Here is a 17,857-nt window from a genome sequence, read left to right on the forward strand (position 1 = left end):
AAGGATCCAGCCCATGACCGACATCGCAGAGGCCACCGAGATCCCAGCCGGCTATTCGTTCGACATCGATTTCCAGCTCTTCCAGTCCCGGATCACCTTCACCTCGCCCACCCAGCTGATCTTCGCGATCCTCACCGGCAGCCAGGCCGGCCTGAGCCAGACCGTCGACTACCAGAGCATCCCGCTGCGCCCGGGCCTGTTCGCGGTGAGCTGGCAGGAGCCGAACCACACCACCGTCGTGCACCTCGAGGACTTCGCCGAGGGCCGCGTGCACGCAAACCTCACCCAGCCGGACGGCACCTTCCTGCGCCTGTCCGGCACGATCCTGTCCTGACGCCCGCGCCGCCGTGCTGGGCCTACGGGTTCAGCACGGCGAACTCCTCCTTCCTCGTACGCCGGGAGCCCACCGCGAACAGCAACCCGCCGATCCCGGCCAGCACGCCGCAGAGCAGCAGGGTCGTGCGGTACCCGGAGTGTTCGATCGCCACGCCGGCCAGGATGCCGGAGACGAGCAGCCCCGCCGTCGACGCGTTGGCGAACAGCGTCGTGGCCCGCCCGGTCGCCGGCGCCAGGAGATCCTGGAAGTACCGGATCCCGGCCGCCGCGACGATCGCGATCCCCGTTCCCCGCAGGACCTGCGCGAGCAGCAGCATCGTCATGCCCGCCGCCACCACGGTCATGGCGTAGTAGCCGGCGAACGCGGCGAACCCGCCGAGGATCAGCGCCCGCTGGCTGACCCATCCCGGCAGGGCGGCCAGCCCGAGCGTCGCCACCACCTCGACCGCGGCGCAGACGCTGAACAGCACGCCGAGCGACGCCGGCGGCTGGTGCAGCTCCCGGGTGGCGAACAGCGGCAACGCCAGGCCACCGGCGAACATCGCGGCGAAGAACAGGGTGACGCCCGCCGTGAGCAGGACCGGAGTGCGGCCCTTCGCCGAGGCAGCCGTCGCGACCGCCGCCGGTGGCCGCGGGACGAGCAGCACGGTGAGCGCCGCGACGACGATGACCCCGGCGGCCACCCGGATCAGCCACGTGTAGCCGCTGCGGGACAGCACGAGCGCGCCCAGCAGCGGACCGGTCGCCCAGGCCAGCGACCAGGCCACCCGAAGCAGCGGCGCCGACCGCCGGCCGGCCGCGCCCTCCCCGAGCACCGCGCGGGCCAGCGCGAACAGCTGCGGGAACGCCGAACCCATCGCGCCGAGCACGGTCGCCGCCATCAGCAGCAGCACCGGGAAGCTGGTCACCCGGGGCAGCAGCAGGTAGCCGGCCGCACCGAGCAGCAGCACCACGATCGCGTACGCCCGCGACGGCCGCCTGTCGAACCGCCGGCCCAGCCACCAGCCGATCGTGATGCCGCTGATCGCGAAGACCGACGACCACACGCCGATCTGGACCGGCGACAGCCCGGCCACGTCCGCGCCGAACAGCACGATGTACGAATTGATCATCGAGTCCGCGATGCCGAACAGCAGCACCGCGGCGAAGAGGACGAGAAAGGGCACCCGGCCTTCGTACCGGTTGGGCGCGGTCCCCGAAACCGATTAAACCGGCACCGGTACCCGGACCGGCGCGAGGTGCTTCAGCAGCGAGCGGGCCGCCCGCACGACCAGGTCACGGTCGTGGGTGAGCGCGAAGTCGAAGCGCCGGTCGGCGTCGGGACCGCCGTCGTCGCCCAGGTCGCGGGCCACCAGAGCGGCCGCACGGTGCGGACCGAGAACGATCACGTTCCACTCGCCGCGCAGCCGGTCGTCGCCGAAACAGGCGCCGCGGACTCCGGGCGCGGGTTCGGCGTCCAGTCCGGCGCCGAGAGCCGCGACCATCGGGCTGCGCCGGGCGATCCGGCTGAACCGCCGTGCCGTCGCCGGGGTGAAGTGCCGTGCCTCCTGGAAGCACGCGAGCAGGACGGGAGGTTCGGGTCCGTCGCCGGCGAGCGCTTCGAGGTGCCGGCTCATCGGCATCAACTGCGATTTCGTCGTACGGGTGACAGCTCGGCTCCGCCCGACGATCTCGAACGGAGTCCGGTCGTCCTCGGTCGGCCGGGTCAGGATCGGCAGGTCCCCGATGTGTCCGATAGTGCTCGTCAGCGGGGCCGGCCGCCCGAAGTACCAGCCCTGCCCGATCGTCGCGCCCATCGTCCGCGCGGTGGACAGCTGCTCGGCCGTCTCGATGCCCTCGGCGAGGACCGTGGCGCCGCTGGCCTCGGCGTACGCGGAGACGGCGGCCACCACCCGGGCGGTGTGCGGGTCGTGCGGCGCGTGCAGCAGTCCCATGTCGAGCTTCACCACGTCCGGGTGCACGAACGGCATCAGGGCCAGCGACATCGGGTCGGCGCCGACGTCGTCGAGGGCCACGCCCCACCCCGCGTCCCGGCAGTTCGCCGCGGCGGAGAGCAGCGCGGCCGGGTCGTCGGCGATGACCCGCTCGGTCATCTCGGTGACCACGCGCAGCCCACGGCGAGCCTGCTCGACCACCGGCGCGAGGTCCGCCGGGCAGGCGACCCGCCAGGCGGTCGGTTCCATGTTCACGAACAGGGTGAGCCGCCGGTCGAGGCCGTTCGCCAGCGCCACCCGGTAGGCGGCGGCCCGGCAGATCCAGTCGAGCTCCGCCTCCCGGCCGGCGACCCGTGCGGCGGCGAACAGCGCCGCCGGCGATTCCCATGGGGTGCCGGCCGGGCCACGGCTGAGCGCCTCGTACCCGACGAGGGCGCCGCTCGCGATGTCGAGCAACGGCTGGAACACGGGGGTGACGGCCCGGCGGTCCAGGACGTCGTGGATGTCTGCCACGAGTTGATGTATCGACCGCCGCGGCGCCGGGGTTAGGCCTTCCGGGGCCGGGTCCCGTACCCGATCCGGGGGTGCCCCGGCGAGTGGAGGGCGGCGCCGGCCTCTGCCCGCATAGGCTGCCCAGGTGTTCGAGTTCGAAGCGGAGCCGGAAGGCGAGCAGCGGCGGTCCCGGTGGTTCTGGGCGTCGCTGAGCGGAGCCTTCGTCGCCATGGTCGTGATCACCATGGCCGCCATAGTCGTCGGCAGCGTCGTCCTCTTCTGGGTCGTCAAGGCCGTCCAGACCTGACCGCGCCTTGACATGCAGCCGATTGGCTGCCTAACTTGGTGTCACATGGAAGACGTGTTCCGGGCGCTCGCCGACTCCAGCCGCCGCCGGCTGCTGGACAGCCTCAACGAGCGGAACGGGCAGACGCTGCGCGAGCTGTGCGCCGGCCTCGACATGGCCCGCCAGTCGGTGAGCAAACACCTCGCCGTCCTCGAAGCGGCGAACCTGGTGACCACCACCCGGCGCGGGCGGGAGAAGCTGCATCACCTCAACGCCGAGCCGATCAACGCGGTCGCTCAGCGGTGGATCCATCGCTACGACCGGGAGCGCGTGCTCGCCCTCGCCGACCTGAAGAGCGCGCTGGAGGAGACGACGATGCCCTTCGTGTACACCACGTACATCAGGACCACGCCCGAGCAGCTGTGGCAGGCGCTCACCGACCCGGCGTTCACCAGCCGCTACTGGGGTGTCCGCTTCGGCAGTGACTGGCAGCCCGGATCGGTGATGAGCTGGACCGAGAACGGCCGTACCGTCGCCGACGCCGAGCAGGTGGTGCTGGAGTCGGAGCCGGGGCGGCGGTTGTCGTACACCTGGCACACCTTCACCCGTCCGTGGGCCGACGGCGCCGGCGTCGCCGAGGAGGTGCGGGCCAAGCTGGCCGACGAGCGCCGCTCCCGGGTGACGTTCGACATCGAGCCGGCCGGCGAGACGGTGAAGCTGACCGTCACGCACGACCGCTTCGACCAGGGCAGCACCCTGCGCCCGATGATCAGCGAGGGCTGGCCGGCACTGATCGCCGGCCTGAAGACGCTGCTGGAGACCGGCGAGCCCCTGCCGATGAGCGCCTGAGAGCGGTGCTTCCGGCGTACCGGGGAAGGGTTGTCGCATCTCAGCCGAGACGCTTGGGACCCAGGTAGCTGCCGCCTGTCGCGTCGAGGATGTTGGCGGTCAGCCAGGCGGCGGCGTCGGAGGCCAGGAAGGTGACGACCGCGGCGATGTCGGCGGGCGTGCCGACCCGCTCCAGCGCCTGATTGGCCGCGACCGCCGCCTGCGCCTGCGGGTGGTCCAGGAAAGGAGCCATCCTTTCGGTACGGGTGGGGCCGGGCGCCACCGTGTTGACGGTGATGCCGCGGGCGCCGAGGTCGTTGGCGATGTTCCGGGTCAGGGTCTCCATCGCGGCCTTGGTCATCGAGTACGCCAGTTCGCCCGGCAGTGCGATCCGGGTGACGCCGGAGCCGATGTTGACGACCCGGCCGCCCTCCCCCATCAGCGGCAGCGCCCGCTGGATCAGGAAGTAGGGCGCCCGCACGTTCACCGCGAAGAGCCGGTCGAAGGACTCCGGCGACTCGCCGCCCTCGCTGATCGCCGCGTTGTTCACCAGGATGTCGAGGTGGGCCGTCCCGGTGCGTGCGCGCAGACCGGCCTCGAGACCGCTGATCACCGCGTCGACGTCGCCGTCCTCGCCGAACCGAGCCTGGACCGGAAAGGCCCGCCCGCCCGCCGACTCGATGGCGGCCACGGTCTCCTTCGCCGCCGACTCGTCGCTTGCGTAGTGCACGGCGACCAGCGCTCCGGCCGCGGCCAGGTGCCCGCAGATCTCCCGGCCGATGCCCCGTGAACCTCCGGTGACCAGCGCCGTCTTCCCCGTCAGATTGCTCATGCTGTCCATCTCCCGTAACTGTTTATGACGTAAGCAGAACTGTTTACGTTATATACTCAGCAGGCGAGCGACGTCAATACCGAAGAGATGGGCGGGCATGGATCTACTGTGGGGCGAGGGTGGGGCGCGCAGCCGGGGGCCGCGTCCGGTGCTGAGCGTGGCGCAGATCGTCGACGCCGCGATCGAGATGGCCGACGCGGACGGGCTGGCGGCGGTCACCATGCAGCGGCTGGCCGACCGGTTCGGCTACACCGCCATGTCGCTGTACCGCTATGTCCCGAAGCGGACGGACCTGGTCACCCTGATGATCGATGCCGCTCTGGGGGTGGCGCCCCCGGCTTCTCCGGCGGGCGGATGGCGGCCGGCACTGGAGGAGTGGGCCCGTCTCCTGCACGAGGTCTTCGACCGGCATCCCTGGCTTGCCACCGCCACTACGCAGGCCCGGCCGATCGGGCCGAAGGAGCTGAGCTGGCTCGAACGCGCGACCGCCGCCCTCGCCGGGACCGGCCTGACCGGCCCGGAACGGGTGGACGCCGCACTGGTCGTCATCGGTCACGTGCGCAACGAGGTCCAGGCACGGACCGGCATCGCGGCCGAGGAGGGGGCGGCGCTGGCCTCGACACTGACCGCGCTGCTGCACGAGCACGCGGCGGACTACCCGGCGCTGGTGGGCGCTGCCGAGGAGGGCGCTTTCGGGCCGGCCGACACCGGCGGCTTCGACTTCGGGCTGCGGTGCGTCCTGGACGGCATCGCGGCCGCCGTCGCGGTCAGGCAGCCCTCGTCGTGAACCCGGTGATCGTCCAGCGCCGCGAGCCGGCGCGCCGGCGGTGCCGCCCGGTCCTCGGCCGGATCGTGCTCACACCCGGACCGGCGGCTTGCCGCCCTTCTGCCGGTACATCGCCTGGTCGGCCTCGTGAAGCAGGGCTGCCGAGCTGCCGCCCGCAAGACCGGTGGCCAGGCCGACGCTCGCGCCTACCCGCACCTCCTGACCGAGAACGGTCATCGGCAGGCCGATCGCCGCGCTCAGGTCCGCCGCCCGGGTCCGGGCCTCGTCACCCGTCATCGGCGTCGTGCGGAGCAGCGCGAACTCGTCGCCGCCCAGCCGGGCGACCACCTCGTCCGGGCCGGCGTTCGCGCGCAGCCGCACGGCGACGGCGGCCAGCACCGCGTCACCGGCGGCATGCCCGTACGTGTCGTTGATCGGTTTGAAGCCGTCCAGGTCGATGATCAGCACCGCGCATTCGCCCTGCTGCTCGTCGAGGTGACGCTGGAAGAGTGCGCGGTTGGCGAGCCCGGTCAGCGCGTCGTGGAACGCCAGGTACTCCAGCTCGGAGGCGAGCCGGTCCCGCTCGGCGAGCGTCTCGTGCAACTCCGCGAACGCCGTGATCTGGCGTACCACGACCAGCCCGGAGCTCACCGCCGAGCCGGCCACCACGATCCAGGTGGCGTCCTGCCAGCCGGTGACCGCGAGCACGCCGATGAGGAGCGCGAACGTTCCCGCCACGGCGGCATAGGGCAGCAGGCTGTACGGCCGCCGGCTGGACCACGTCCGCCGCGGCCCGCCGGACCGCATCTGCACCTGCTGCACCCGCGTCCCGGCCGCCAGCGCCGCGACCGCGATCACCGTGGCGCCCTGCTGCCACGGGATGTGCCCGTGTTCGATCAGCAGCGGGCGGAACCCGGTCGCGGCGCCCTCCAGCGCCGCCGCCAGCGACATCAGCGCGCCGGCGAGCGGGGTGAACGGCTTGACCGGCATCAGGAAGAGCTTGACCAGGGCGAACACCGCGACCATGTAGATGGCCGGCCCGAACAGCAGCGAGATCAGCCGTCCGGCGCCGGCGATGCCCGCGGCGCCCGCGGTCACCGTGAAGTAGCAGCCGAGCGTGGCCGCGAACGCCAGCACGGTGGCCGCGTCCAGCAGGAAACGGACCCGCTCGCGCCGGGCGGCGAAGCCCATCGGGGTGATGAGCAGCGTGACGACCAGGCACATGGTGCCGGCGAAGATGCCCACGCTGTAGACCGGACCGCCGATCGCCGCCGCCATGCTCGCCGGCTCACGCAGGTAGACACCGAACTGCCAGAGGTCGCTGACCAGGAACACCCCGGCGGCGAGCCCGACCGACGCCCACGTCCGGCGCTCCATCGCGGTGCTCCGCGGGCTGCGCCAGATCCGGAATCCGCTGACCGCCGCGACGCCGCACAGCAGCACCAGCGCCGGCCAGGTCACCGCGAGCATGACCTGGCCGCCGGTGTCCAGCGCCGCGATCGCGAACGTCACCAGCGCCACCAGGACCAGCGTGATCAGCACGGGGTCGCGGCGCAGGGACGTCGGGGCAGAGGTCACGGTACGCAGATCGGCCCGACCGGGCCCGCGATGAAGCTTTGAGCGATCCGGTTTCCGTCAGTCGCCGCTCAGCGCGTCCAGCACGCCGGTGATCTGCAGGGCCCGCCGCGTGACGCCGCGGGCGTTGGTCAGCCGGAACGTGATGCCGCGCTCGGTGACCCGCCGGTGGTTGACCACCAGGGCCTGGATGCCCGACGAGTCGCAGAAGTCCAGCTCGACGGCGTCGATGACCAGCGTCCGGGTGTGCGCCCCGTCCAGCGCCGCGGTGACCTGGTCGTGGAGCAGCTGGGTGGAGGACATGTCCAGCTCACCGGCGAGGCTGAGCCGGGTCACACCGTCGGCGGAGCGCGAAGTGATCCTCATGGCTACCCCCTCGGATAGGGCCGCAGCTCGGCCCGGACGCGTTTGCCGCCCTGGTGCTCCTCGACGTGCCAGCGCGTCGTCAGCGCCTCGACGAGCATCAGCCCCCGCCCGCCGCGACCGTCCGGTTCCCGCCGCCGGGGGACGACCGCGGAGCCGTCGGCGACCGAGACCACCACCTGAGGTCCGTACGCCTCGATCTCCAGCAGGACCGCGCCGGCCCCGTGCTGGACGGCGTTCGTCACGAGCTCGCTGACCACCACGGCGACGTCGTCGGCCCACGACTCGTCGGTGTAACCCCAGACGGTGAGGATCCCGAGAACCGCCTTGCGGGTGGTCCGTGGCGAGTCCGGACCGATGGGCACATCGAAATGTGCGGTAAGAGTGCTCATCCGACACCGCCGCTCCGTTGCTCGTGTCACGAGGAAACCACACGCGCGCCCGTTCGCCCACTGAGCGATCTTCGACCTGGCATCGGGCCGGAAGCCGCCGGGCCGTCGTCCGGCGCCGGCGAGCGAGGCCCTCGCCACGGTGAAGAAGGCTCACTGCCTCACCTGGTCCGCGCGGCCAGCCGTCCCAACTCGATCGCCCCGAGCAGCTCGGCGTCCGGGCCCAGCCCGCTGGCCAGCACCTCCATGTTCGCCGCGATCGCCGGTGGCGCCTGCACGGCGAGGACGTCCCGCAGGCCGGCGACGACGTGGGCGGCGGACGGGCCCAGCGAGCCGCCGACCAGCAGCAGCTCCGGGTCGAGGAACGTGCAGAGGTGGGCGAGCGGCCCGCCCAGCCCGCGCCCGACGTCACGCAGCATCCGGGCCGCCCCGGCGTCGCCGGCGTCGGCGGGGCGGGGCAGGTCGGCGAAGGTGATCGGCGCGTCGTACGCGGCCTGCGCCGACGCCACCACCCGGTCCCGGATGTGGTGGGAGAGGCAGCCGCGCCCACCGCAGGCGCAGAGCGGCCCGTCCCGGTCGATCTGCAGGTGGGACAGCTCGCCGGCGTAGCCGCGCGCACCCCGGGCCAGAGCGCCGTTCACCACCACGGCGCCGCCGACTCCGTGGTCGTTCACCAGGACGCAGACCGCGTGCGAGCGGCCCCGGACGGCGCCGCCGTAGAGTTCGCCGAGCGCGGCCAGGTTCGCGTCGTTCTCCAGCGTCACCGGCAGTCCGTGTTCCGCGCTCAGCTCGGCTTCCAGATCACCCGGGGCGATGACCGAGAACGTCGGGGTCGCGCCCTCGACGACCGGCGGCGCCCCGCGCCCGGTCAGGTAGGGCGCGGGCACGCTCAGCACCACCGACCGCAGCCGATGGCCGGGGTGCGCCGCCGCCAGCGCGATCACCTCCCGGACGGCGGGGTGCAGCCCGGCGATGCCGGCCCGCGGGTCGGGCGTGATCATCTCGGTGGCCGCCACGATCGCGCCGGTCACGTCCAGGCAGGCGGCCCGGGTGGCGGCGCCGTCCCAGCTGACCAGGCCCACCAGGGTCGCCGGGCCGGACGGCCGCAACTCGCGGGGACGCCGGCCGGCACCCGTACGAGCGGTGGTGGTCTCCACCTCGATCAGGTCACCGGCGGCGATCAGGCGGCGGACCGCGCTCACGATCGTGGGCGCCGGCAGGCCGAGCTCCCGGGCCAGTTCGGTGCGATCGACGCCCGGCGCATACACGGCATACGACAGCACTCGCGCGTCGGTTTCCATGAAATCATCCTTTATTGCGGCCGCTGATCAGGCGTTTTACTCTGGCAAACGCGTTCCACCACTTCAAGGGATCATGTTGATTTCATCGTTATTCGCGGCCCGGGCCCGGCATCCGAAACTGATCGCGCTGCTGCTCGTCACCGGCACGAGCGCCCTCGCCACCGACACCTACATCGCCGCCCTGCCGGAGGTGCAAACCTCCCTGCACACCAGCTCGTCGGTCGCCCAGCTGACGATGACCGCGTTCATCGCCGGCATGGCCGCCGGGCAGCTCGTCTCCGGCCCGGTCAGCGACGCCCGCGGCCGCCGCCGGATCATCGTCGGCGCCTGCGTGGTCTTCACCGTCATGTCGATGCTCTGCGCGATCGCCCCGACCGGATGGCTGCTGGTCGCGGCCCGTGCCGTGCAGGGCATCGCGGCCGGCACCGCCGTCGCGTGCGGCCGGGCCGTCGTCACCGACCGGTACCGCGGACGCGAGGCCGCCGCCCTGTTCGGCACGCTCGCCGCGATCAGCCTGCTCGGCCCGGTCCTCGCCCCCGCGATCGGCGGCGTTCTGCTCACCTTCGGCGACTGGCGGATCGTCTTCTGGTTCCTGGCGCTGGTCGGCGTGGCGATGATCGCCGGCTCCACGACGGCGCTGCCCGAGACCCTCCCGCCCGATCGCCGTCATCCCGGCGGCCTGACCCAGCTGGCGAAACGGTCGAAGGAGCTGCTCTCCGACCCGCGCTTCGCCCGCCCGGTGTTCGTGCAATGCCTGACCACCGCGGGGTTCTTCGTCTACATCGGCGGCTCGTCGTTCGTGCTCCAGGAGGACCTCGGGCTCAGCCGGCACGAGTACACCCTGCTGTTCACCGTCAACGCCGTCGCCATGGTGTCGACCAGCGTGCTGTTCCGCCTGCTCGTCAAGCGTCTCGGCGCGGTGGTCCTGCGCCGGACCGCGATCACGTTGCAGACCACGGCCGTGCTGACGCTGTTCCTGTCGGCAGTGCTGTCCACCGATCACCGCCCGCCGCTCGCCGTCGTCTGGTGCGCGCTCGCCGCGATGACCGCCGGCCTCGGGATGTACCTGCCGTCGAACGCGGCGATCGCCCAGAACGCCGGTCGCCGGCTCCCCGGCACCGCCTCCGCTCTCGGTGGCGGCCTGCCCTTCCTGGCCGGCGCGCTCACCACACCGCTGACCGGCACGTTCGGCAGTCAGACGGTGCTCGTCATGGCGAGCTGCATGGTGGTCGCCTTCTCGCTGGCCGCCTGCCTCTCGATCGCCTCCCGCCGCTTCACCCTCGAGCCCGGCGACGAGGAGCCACCCACCCGCACTCCCACGCTCGCGACCGCCGATTCCCGATAACCGCCTTTTCCCCGTACGAGGAATGCTCCTCAGCGCTGACCGGCAAGCAGAAGCGAAACGCCGTCCGCGGACATCGGCTCGGCGAGGTGGAAGCCCTGCCCGCGGGTGTAGCCGAGTTCGCGCAGCGTGGCGACCTGCTCAGGGCTCTCGATGCCCTCCGCGACGGTGTCCAGTCTCAGCGCGTGCGCGAGCTGGATCACCGCGCGGGCGACCGCCTGCCGGGCCTCGACGGCAGCGGGCAGGCCATCGTCGATCTCGATGCCGTCCACGAACGACTTGTCCAGCTTCACGATCGCGGCCGGGAAGGCGCGCAGCAGGCTCAGCGAGGACTCACCGGTGCCGAAGTCGTCGAGCGCCAGCCGGATACCCATCCGGTCGAGCTCGTGCAGCACCCGGGAGACCTGCTGGCCGCGCAGCACCGCCGACTCGGTCACCTCGAGAACCAGCCGCTCACAGGGCAGCCCGCTGTCCGCGAGCGCGGCCGCCACGTCGGCGACGAAGTCCGGGTCGTGCAGTTGCCGCGCCGAGACGTTCAGCCCCGCCTCGTCCAGCGCGTCCGGGCCGAACTCGGCCAGCCACGCGGCCGCCTGCCGGCACGTCTCGCGCAGCACGAACCGGCCCAGCGGCACGATCAGCCCGGTGCGTTCGGCGGCCGGGATGAACTCGGCCGGGCTGACCACGCCCCGCTCCGGGTGATGCCAGCGGACCAGCGCCTCCACGCCGACCACCCGGTAGCCGTCCAGCCGCACGATCGGCTGGTAGACGACCCGCAACTCGCCGTCGTCGAGGGCCCGCCGCAGCTCGGCGCCGAGCCGCATGTCCGCGAGGACCGGCTCGCCCATCCCGTCCGCGTACCGCACGAAGCCGGCCTTGCCGCGCTGCTTGGCCGTGTACGTCGCGACGTCCGCGTTCCGCAGCACCGCGCCCGCGGTGTCGCCGGGCGCGGCGGTCACCACGCCGATACTCGCCCGGACCAGCAGCCGATGCTCGCTGATCGGCTGCTCGAAGGCGGCCAGAAGGCGTCCGGCCAGCTCTTCCGGATCGGCGCCGGTCAGCAGCACCGCGAACTCGTCACCGCCCACCCGGACCGGGAGGCCCCGGTCGCCGGCCTCGGCGCGGAGCAGGCGCGCCACCGCGACCAGCAGGCGGTCGCCCACCTCGTGACCGAGCAGGTCGTTGACGGCCTGGAAGTCGTCCAGGTCGATGAGCAGCACCGACGTCGGTCCGGCAGGCAGCGCGGCGGTCAGCCGCTCCCGGAACAGCGCCCGGTTGGCCAGCCCGGTCAAGCCGTCGTGGCTGACCTCGTACTGCAGCCGCGCCTCCTGCAGGCGGGCCTGGTGCAGCAGCCGCGCGTTCTCCCGGTGGACCAGGAACTGCCGGGCCATGACCAGCGCGGTCACCACCACCGCGGCGACCAGCACGATCCGGACCGGGCTGCTCAGCGGCGCCCCGAACGCGACGGCGATCAGCGGCACGTCGGCCAGCACCACCGCCAGGTACGGCAGCAGCACGCCGGTGTGGGCGGGTTCGGGCCGCGGCCCGCGGTCGGCACGGCACTGCGCCGCCACCCCGAGGGTCACCAGAACCGGCGCCAGCGGCATCACGATCGCCTGCGCCGGGACGCTCGCGACCAGGCCGAACTGCACGGCCAGCACCGACACCGCCCCGGCCGGCACACCGCCGCTCGCCGCGATCATCCGCATCGCCACCCGATCGACCGGGCCACCGGCGATGTACGACACCTTCGTCGCCGCCCCGACCGCCACCAGGAAACCGAGACCGACGATCAGCATCGCCTGCCGGCTCCACGGCTCCCGCGCATCCAGCATCGGCGCGACCCCGGCCCACCAGAACGCCGCAGCACACCCGAGAAACGCGATCGTCCGGTCCAGCCCGATCCGCCACCGCTCGGTCCGGCCGGCGGCCACGACCGGCACCCTGGCCAGGGCCCCGATCGCGATGAGGAAGCCGACGATCACGCACGCCGCTGCCGGTGCGGGCATCGTCCTGGTACGGGCCTCAGCAGCGTGCGTCAGCATGTCAACGGCCAGCCACGCGTACCCGGCCGTGATGAACACCAGCGCCGCCAGCACCGCCTGCCAGAACCCCGGCTGCCCGCCCCGGCGCGTCAGGTGCCGGACCGCCGCGACCGCGAACACCGCCCCGATCGGCACGAACACGTACGCAACCGCTTCGACACCGGCCCCGAACCGCAGATAGGCCACACACCAGACCGCCCCGACGGCGGCCACCGCGACGGTCGCCTGCACATAACGCCAGGCCTCCGCGACGACCGGGTCGTCCCCCGGCCGGACCACCAACGGAAGCACTCCCAGCGTCACGGGAGCGACACTAGTGGCCCGCCCTCCCCCGACGATCTCCCCCGAACGTTCGACAATCTGATCCTTTGAGGACAGCCGGGCGCCCTCGGCCCTGTCCGCGGCGGCCGGTGCTCAGACGAGCGGCCTGGGCCGGACCTCACCGTGTGCGCGGCTGCAACCGGGGATGATCAATCGGGTGGTCGAGGCGGTAGGGCGCTGTCCGGGGGCCGTTCGACCCTGACCGCGCCCATCCTGCCGGGTTCAAGCTGGGCTGACGAGGCAGAGCTTCGGAGGTACAAGGCCCGGGGGTGTGCGGTGAAAGCACTCGTCGTCTACGAATCCATGTTCGGCAACACCGAGGCGGTGGCCCGGGCCCTCGCGGAAGGGCTCGGCGAATCGCTCGACGTCATCGTCGCCGATGTGCAGGATCGGCCGGCGGTCGGCGATGCGGACGTCCTGGTCGCGGGGGCGCCCACGCACGCGTTCAGCCTGAGCCGGCCGAGCACACGCGCCGACGCCGCCGGCAAGGGAGAGCTGGCCGCGGCGGAGACGTTCGCCGTCGGCGGGGTGACCGGGCCGCTGACCGACGGGGAGATCACCCGCGCCCGCCGGTGGGGCGCCGAGCTGGCGGCCATCGCGCGGGAGCGGCAGCACGTAGGCTGAGGCATGGCCGATACCGCCGAGTTGCTGGCTGCCTACGACGCCCAGATGCGCATTCCTCCCGGTGTCGTCCCGACCGGCGTGACCCATGAACACGACGGCCCTCTGCTGCGGATCGTCGGCGAGCACATGGGACGGATTCGGGCAGAACGCGACCTGGGAATGACCGGCGCGGACCTCGATCGTCTCATCATGCGGCAGCGGGACTATTTCGCCCGGCGCCATGAGCCCGTCGAATGGAAGACGCGCGCTCACGACCTGCCGGCGGAGCTTCCGGAACGGCTGACGGCCGCCGGTTTCGAGCCGTGGGCGCCGTCGGCGGTGCTGATCGGCGAATCCGCCGACGTGGCGGCCGAACCGGTTCTGCCCGCGGGTGTCGTCCTGCGGAGAGCCGGCGGCGACGACGATTTCCGCCGCATCGCCGACCAGCAGACCGAGGTGTGGGGCTTCGACTGTTCCTGGGTGGCCGCCGACCTCGCCTCCCGCATGTCGGCCGACCCCGATCAGATCACCATCTGGGTCGTCGAGGCGGACGGCCGGTTCCTGTGCACCGCCTGGTCGCACTACCACCCCGGCACCGACTTCGTGGCCTTCCTCGGGGGTACGACCGTGGCCGACTGGCGAGGGCGCGGCCTCTACCGTGCGACGCTCGCCGCCCGGGGCAGGGAGGCGGCCGCCCGCGGCTCCCGCCTGCTGCACGTCGACGCGTCGCCGGACAGCGCCCCCATCCTGCGACGAGCCGGCTTCCACCAGATCACGACGTCGAGGCACTACCAGTGGACGCCACCGTCAGTGTGAGTACCAGAAGCCCGAAGCCGACCAGCGTCATCGCGGCGAAACGCTCCAGACGGCGAACCCGCAGTGCGATGCGCGCGCCCACCACGACCCCGGCCGCGGCGAGGACCCCGATGAGGCAGCCCAGCCCCGCGTCGACCGATCCCTGCAGCGCATAGCCGCTGGTCGCGAACGCCACCAGCGGCAACTGGATCAGCTGGCCGGCCGCGACGGCCTCGACAGCGGGGACGCCGAGGGACAGCAGCACCGGGATGAGGAAGACCGGGCCGCCGGTTCCGGTCAGCGCCGAGCAGAACCCGACGGCCGCGCCCGTGACCACAGCGAGCGCCGGGCGGATCGCCCGGGGCGGGCGCGGCCGGGACAGCAGGTTGTAGAAGCCGGCCGCCGTGACGAAGACGCCGAGCGGGACGAGGGCGACCCGGTCCGGGAGCAGGCCGTTCACGAACGCGCCGGGCAGGGCCGCGACCGCCGCGCCGAGGGTCAGCCATCCGGCGAAGCGCCACGGCATGGCACGGTGCCGTGCGTACATCAGCGTCCCGGCCAGACCGGTGAACAGGAAGCTGAGGCTGCTCGTCCCGGAGGCGGTGTGCGGATCGAGGCCGGCGAACCAGGTCAGCGCGGGTGGCAGGCCGACTCCTCCGACACCGACGGCACCGATGAAAACGCCCACGACCAGGGCGATCGCCACGACGGCCAGGGGCATCAGCGAGCGTTCGGGCCGGCGTCCACCGGAGTCGATCCGTCCACCAGGGCTTCGGCGAGGATGCTCCCCAGCAGCGGCGCGAACTTCATCAGGTTCTCGCCGTAGACGGTCAGCACCGGGCCGCCGCGCAGGAACTGCAGGCCGTCGCTGAGGTCCGGGTCGTGCGTGCAGTACAGCGATCCCGTCACCCGCGGTTCCAGGAAGGGCAATTCCTTGATCACGTACGCCGTGACAGCCTCGTGCGATGCCTGTTCCGCCGCTTCCCGGCCGCCGGCCCAGGACACCTTCGCCGGGTCGACGTCCGCGCCGATCGCCCAGGTCCCCGGGGCGGCGCGGTGCTGGTACGTCCCGAACTCCCCCAGCGTGATCCAGCACTGCATCGGCTGTGGCGCGTCCGCCCGGATCGGGAAGCTGAACCGGACGTGGTGCTCCAGCGCGGACGGCACCGTGATGCCCACGCCGCCGGCCAGGGTGGACGTCTCGGCGCCCGCGCAGATGAGGGCGGTGTCGAACACCTCCGGCCCGTCCGGACTCCACACCCGCACCCGATCGCCGGCGAACTCCAGCAGATCCACGCGGGCGGCCCGCAGGTGGCGGTGGCTGATTCCGATCAGGTGGGCACGCAGCCGGTCGACGCGGATGACGCCGCCGGCCGGGTCGAGCAGGACCGGGCCGGTGATGTCGCGGGCCGGCAGCCGCAGACCCGCGTCGGGGGTCTCGTGGACCGCACCGGCCTCGGCCATGGCCCGCGCCCACGTCTCACTGCCGGGACCGCTGACGACCGTGCCGACCTCGTCGATGACGCCGTCCGGGAACAGCCGCCGGGACCGGGCCGCGAGTTCCACCATGTCGGGGTGGGCGTGTGCCAGCCGGAAGATCCGGGTATCGCCGGCCGAGCGTTCCCCCATCGGCTCACCGGCTTCGAAACACGTGACGTCGTGTCCGAGCCGGATCAGCTCCGCGGTCGTCGACAGGCCGACGACCCCTCCCCCCACCACGGCGATCTTCATGATGGCCGACGCTATCCGCGACCTCGCGTCAACGCAACGTGACGATCGGCGCGGGGCCGGGCGACTCCCACACTCGCCGCGGTGACCAGCACCGATGCCGCGATCGGGATCGGTCCCAGGCGCTGGTCCAGGATGAGCAGCCCGGCGATCACCGCGGCGGCGGGCTGCAGGCTCATCAGGACGCTGAACACCCGGGTCGGCAGGGAGCGCAGGGAGATCAGCTCCAGGGCGTACGGGATGATCGAGGAAAGCACCGCGACCGCGACCAAGCCGGGGATCAGACCGGGGTGACGCAGTGCCTCGCCGGCGCCGGCCGCGCCGAACGGCAGCACCATGAGCGCGCCGACGGCGAACGAGACGGCGAGGCCGCCGAGTCCGGGCACGACCTGGCCGACGCGGGCGCTGAACACGATGTACCCGGCGCCGCACCCGCCGGCGGCCAGGGCGAGCAGCAGCCCGGCCGGCGGCACCTCGGAACCGGCGCGCAGGCCGAGCAGCAGCACCCCGGTCCCGGCCGTCAGCGCCCAGATCAGGTCGGCGGGACGGCGGGTCTGCAGCAGCGACAGCACCAGCGGTCCGGCGAACGACGCGGTCACGACGATCCCCTGCGGCGCCATGCTCAGGGCCAGGTAGGACAGCAGGTTCAGGCTCGCCGAGAAGACGCCGAGCAGCGCGGTGGCCCGCCACGCCGCTCGCGTCCACGATCGGACCGACGGCCGGACGACGATCGCGAAGACCAGCGCGGCGAGGGCCAGGCGCGTCAGGAGCACGCCGGTGGGGCCACCGGCATCGAAGAGGGTACGGGCGACCGCCCCGCCCGTCTGCGCACACGCGACGGACGACAGCACGAGCAGCGGCGTCGTCTTCATCGCCCGACCGTAGGGCCGCGCCGGCGCCCGGCTGGATCGTCCGTGTACCGGTGCTCGTCAGGACAGGGCCGGCAGCAGTGCGGCGAGGTCGCCGAAGGTGCCCCGGTGATTGCTGATCACCTTGGCGAGGGCCTTCCGGAACGCGTCGGTGTCGGCGTCGTTGAACCGGCTGCCCTGCTGCCGTGCCAGCTCGGTCTTGTCGTTCGTGGCCCGGGCCCAGAGCCGGATCTCCTCCTCCTGGGCGAGTTGCCCGGCCTGCCTGACCTGGTCCCGCATGGCGGCCGGTCGCGCGTCGAGCCACGCGGCGCTCGCGAGCAGGACGTCGACGCCCTGCTGGTGCCCGGTCCAGGAGAAGTACGGCGCGTACTGCTGATGCTGCTCGGTGGTGTAGAAGACGACGCTGTTCTCGGCGCCGTCGACCAGCCCCTGTTTCAGGGCCGAGCCGATGTCGTTGGTCGCGAGCGGCACCGCGGTGGCGCCGAGCGCGTTGATCATGTCGATCGCCACGATGCTCTGCGGCACGCGGATGCGCAGGCCCTTGAGGTCGGCGGGGGTGGTCACGGCCCGGGTCCGGTTGTAGAAGTTGCGGTCTCCGGCGTAGAAGAAGCCGAGCATGACCAGCCCGTGCTCGGACAGGATGGCGGCGCACCGCTTGCCGAAGTCGCCGCGCATGCTGTCCAGACACTGGTCGCGTCCGGTGAAGGCGAACGGCAGGCTGGCCACCCCGAGCCGCTTGTCGTAGGCGGTGAGGTTCGCCAGCAGCGTCTTGCAGAAGGCCAGCTTCCCGGTACGCAGCATCTCCGCCATGCGCTGCTCGTCGCCGAGCTCACCGCCGGGTTTCACGGTCACCCGGCACAGGCCGCCGGTCAGCTCGGACACCTTCGCGGCGAAGAACTTCTCGGCGGCCACCATCGGGCTCGCCGGCTGCACCGATTCGCCGAGCAGCACGTCCACGGGCTCGGCCGTGTCCGAGGAACCGCGGGAGCATCCGGTCGCCAGCCCGCCGGCGACCGCTGCCACCGAGGTCAGCAGGGCTCGGCGATCCACGCTCT

At 72.4% G+C, this 17,857-nt stretch carries 19 protein-coding genes; 7 read left to right on the plus strand and 12 right to left on the minus strand.

Annotated features, from left to right (window positions below; translation table 11 throughout):
- Positions 1-13: 13 nt before the first annotated feature.
- The gene (locus EP757_RS33065) at positions 14-334 is read left to right on the plus strand and encodes a hypothetical protein (RefSeq protein WP_127552330.1); all 321 of its coding nucleotides are present in this window, start codon (positions 14-16) and stop codon (positions 332-334) included.
- A gap of 22 nt (positions 335-356) precedes the next feature.
- On the opposite strand, the gene EP757_RS33070 is transcribed toward EP757_RS33065, so the two are convergent.
- Both EP757_RS33070 and EP757_RS33075 read right to left on the minus strand, forming a co-directional pair.
- Complete coding sequence (locus EP757_RS33070; protein ID WP_127552331.1) at positions 357-1,502, minus strand: MFS transporter; 1,146 nt, start codon at positions 1,500-1,502, stop codon at positions 357-359.
- 39 nt (positions 1,503-1,541) lie between these two features.
- The gene (locus tag EP757_RS33075) at positions 1,542-2,783 is read right to left on the minus strand and encodes an EAL domain-containing protein (protein ID WP_127552332.1); all 1,242 of its coding nucleotides are present in this window, start codon (positions 2,781-2,783) and stop codon (positions 1,542-1,544) included.
- A gap of 124 nt (positions 2,784-2,907) precedes the next feature.
- Here EP757_RS33075 and EP757_RS43040 point away from each other — a divergent pair, with 124 nt between their 5' ends.
- Both EP757_RS43040 and EP757_RS33080 read left to right on the plus strand, forming a co-directional pair.
- The gene (locus tag EP757_RS43040) at positions 2,908-3,069 is read left to right on the plus strand and encodes a hypothetical protein (RefSeq protein ID WP_160165952.1); all 162 of its coding nucleotides are present in this window, start codon (positions 2,908-2,910) and stop codon (positions 3,067-3,069) included.
- A 45-nt stretch (positions 3,070-3,114) separates the two neighbouring features.
- Complete coding sequence (locus EP757_RS33080) at positions 3,115-3,897, plus strand: metalloregulator ArsR/SmtB family transcription factor (protein ID WP_127552333.1); 783 nt, start codon at positions 3,115-3,117, stop codon at positions 3,895-3,897.
- 40 nt (positions 3,898-3,937) lie between these two features.
- Here the strand turns inward: EP757_RS33080 and EP757_RS33085 are convergent, their stop codons facing one another.
- Positions 3,938-4,708, minus strand: coding sequence for an SDR family NAD(P)-dependent oxidoreductase (locus EP757_RS33085; RefSeq protein WP_127552334.1), 771 nt, complete (start codon positions 4,706-4,708; stop codon positions 3,938-3,940).
- A gap of 97 nt (positions 4,709-4,805) precedes the next feature.
- On the opposite strand from EP757_RS33085, the gene EP757_RS33090 reads away from it, so the two are divergent.
- The gene (locus EP757_RS33090; protein ID WP_127552335.1) at positions 4,806-5,495 is read left to right on the plus strand and encodes a TetR/AcrR family transcriptional regulator; all 690 of its coding nucleotides are present in this window, start codon (positions 4,806-4,808) and stop codon (positions 5,493-5,495) included.
- Positions 5,496-5,564: 69 nt separating this feature from the next.
- Here the strand turns inward: EP757_RS33090 and EP757_RS33095 are convergent, their stop codons facing one another.
- From EP757_RS33095 to EP757_RS33110, 4 genes are all read right to left on the minus strand, one after another.
- Positions 5,565-7,052, minus strand: a complete 1,488-nt coding sequence (locus tag EP757_RS33095; RefSeq protein WP_127552336.1) for a GGDEF domain-containing protein — start codon at positions 7,050-7,052, stop codon at positions 5,565-5,567.
- A 57-nt stretch (positions 7,053-7,109) separates the two neighbouring features.
- Positions 7,110-7,415, minus strand: a complete 306-nt coding sequence (locus EP757_RS33100; RefSeq protein ID WP_127552337.1) for an STAS domain-containing protein — start codon at positions 7,413-7,415, stop codon at positions 7,110-7,112.
- Between the two features lie 2 nt (positions 7,416-7,417).
- Complete coding sequence (locus EP757_RS33105; protein ID WP_127552338.1) at positions 7,418-7,804, minus strand: ATP-binding protein; 387 nt, start codon at positions 7,802-7,804, stop codon at positions 7,418-7,420.
- A gap of 158 nt (positions 7,805-7,962) precedes the next feature.
- Complete coding sequence (locus tag EP757_RS33110; RefSeq protein ID WP_127552339.1) at positions 7,963-9,102, minus strand: ROK family protein; 1,140 nt, start codon at positions 9,100-9,102, stop codon at positions 7,963-7,965.
- A gap of 73 nt (positions 9,103-9,175) precedes the next feature.
- On the opposite strand from EP757_RS33110, the gene EP757_RS33115 reads away from it, so the two are divergent.
- Positions 9,176-10,447 carry a multidrug effflux MFS transporter gene (locus EP757_RS33115; RefSeq protein ID WP_160165953.1) on the plus strand — a complete coding sequence of 424 codons (1,272 nt, stop codon included), beginning with the start codon at positions 9,176-9,178 and terminating at the stop codon, positions 10,445-10,447.
- 29 nt (positions 10,448-10,476) lie between these two features.
- Here the strand turns inward: EP757_RS33115 and EP757_RS33120 are convergent, their stop codons facing one another.
- Positions 10,477-12,789 carry a bifunctional diguanylate cyclase/phosphodiesterase gene (locus tag EP757_RS33120; protein WP_232050124.1) on the minus strand — a complete coding sequence of 771 codons (2,313 nt, stop codon included), beginning with the start codon at positions 12,787-12,789 and terminating at the stop codon, positions 10,477-10,479.
- A gap of 294 nt (positions 12,790-13,083) precedes the next feature.
- Here EP757_RS33120 and EP757_RS33125 point away from each other — a divergent pair, with 294 nt between their 5' ends.
- Positions 13,084-13,431, plus strand: a complete 348-nt coding sequence (locus EP757_RS33125; RefSeq protein WP_127552341.1) for a flavodoxin domain-containing protein — start codon at positions 13,084-13,086, stop codon at positions 13,429-13,431.
- A 3-nt stretch (positions 13,432-13,434) separates the two neighbouring features.
- On the plus strand, positions 13,435-14,226 hold the full coding sequence (locus tag EP757_RS33130; protein WP_127552342.1) for a GNAT family N-acetyltransferase: 792 nt from the start codon (positions 13,435-13,437) through the stop codon (positions 14,224-14,226).
- Here EP757_RS33130 and EP757_RS33135 read toward each other — a convergent pair.
- The 4 genes from EP757_RS33135 to dctP are packed head-to-tail and all read right to left on the minus strand — an operon-like array spanning position 14,183 to position 17,852.
- On the minus strand, positions 14,183-14,926 hold the full coding sequence (locus EP757_RS33135; RefSeq protein ID WP_127552343.1) for a sulfite exporter TauE/SafE family protein: 744 nt from the start codon (positions 14,924-14,926) through the stop codon (positions 14,183-14,185). The two genes, EP757_RS33130 and EP757_RS33135, sit on opposite strands and share 44 nt — an antisense overlap.
- Entirely contained in the window at positions 14,926-15,936 is a 1,011-nt protein-coding gene (locus tag EP757_RS33140) for an FAD-dependent oxidoreductase (RefSeq protein WP_127552344.1), read from the minus strand. The genes EP757_RS33135 and EP757_RS33140 overlap by 1 nt, the downstream gene beginning before the upstream one ends.
- 11 nt (positions 15,937-15,947) lie before the next feature.
- On the minus strand, positions 15,948-16,805 hold the full coding sequence (locus EP757_RS33145) for a DMT family transporter (RefSeq protein ID WP_127552345.1): 858 nt from the start codon (positions 16,803-16,805) through the stop codon (positions 15,948-15,950).
- 57 nt (positions 16,806-16,862) lie between these two features.
- Complete coding sequence (gene dctP / locus EP757_RS33150) at positions 16,863-17,852, minus strand: TRAP transporter substrate-binding protein DctP (protein WP_127552346.1); 990 nt, start codon at positions 17,850-17,852, stop codon at positions 16,863-16,865.
- Between the last annotated feature and the right edge of the window lie 5 nt (positions 17,853-17,857).

The sequence above is a fragment of the Actinoplanes sp. OR16 genome (genome assembly GCF_004001265.1).
Classification (GTDB): Bacteria; Actinomycetota; Actinomycetes; order Mycobacteriales; family Micromonosporaceae; genus Actinoplanes.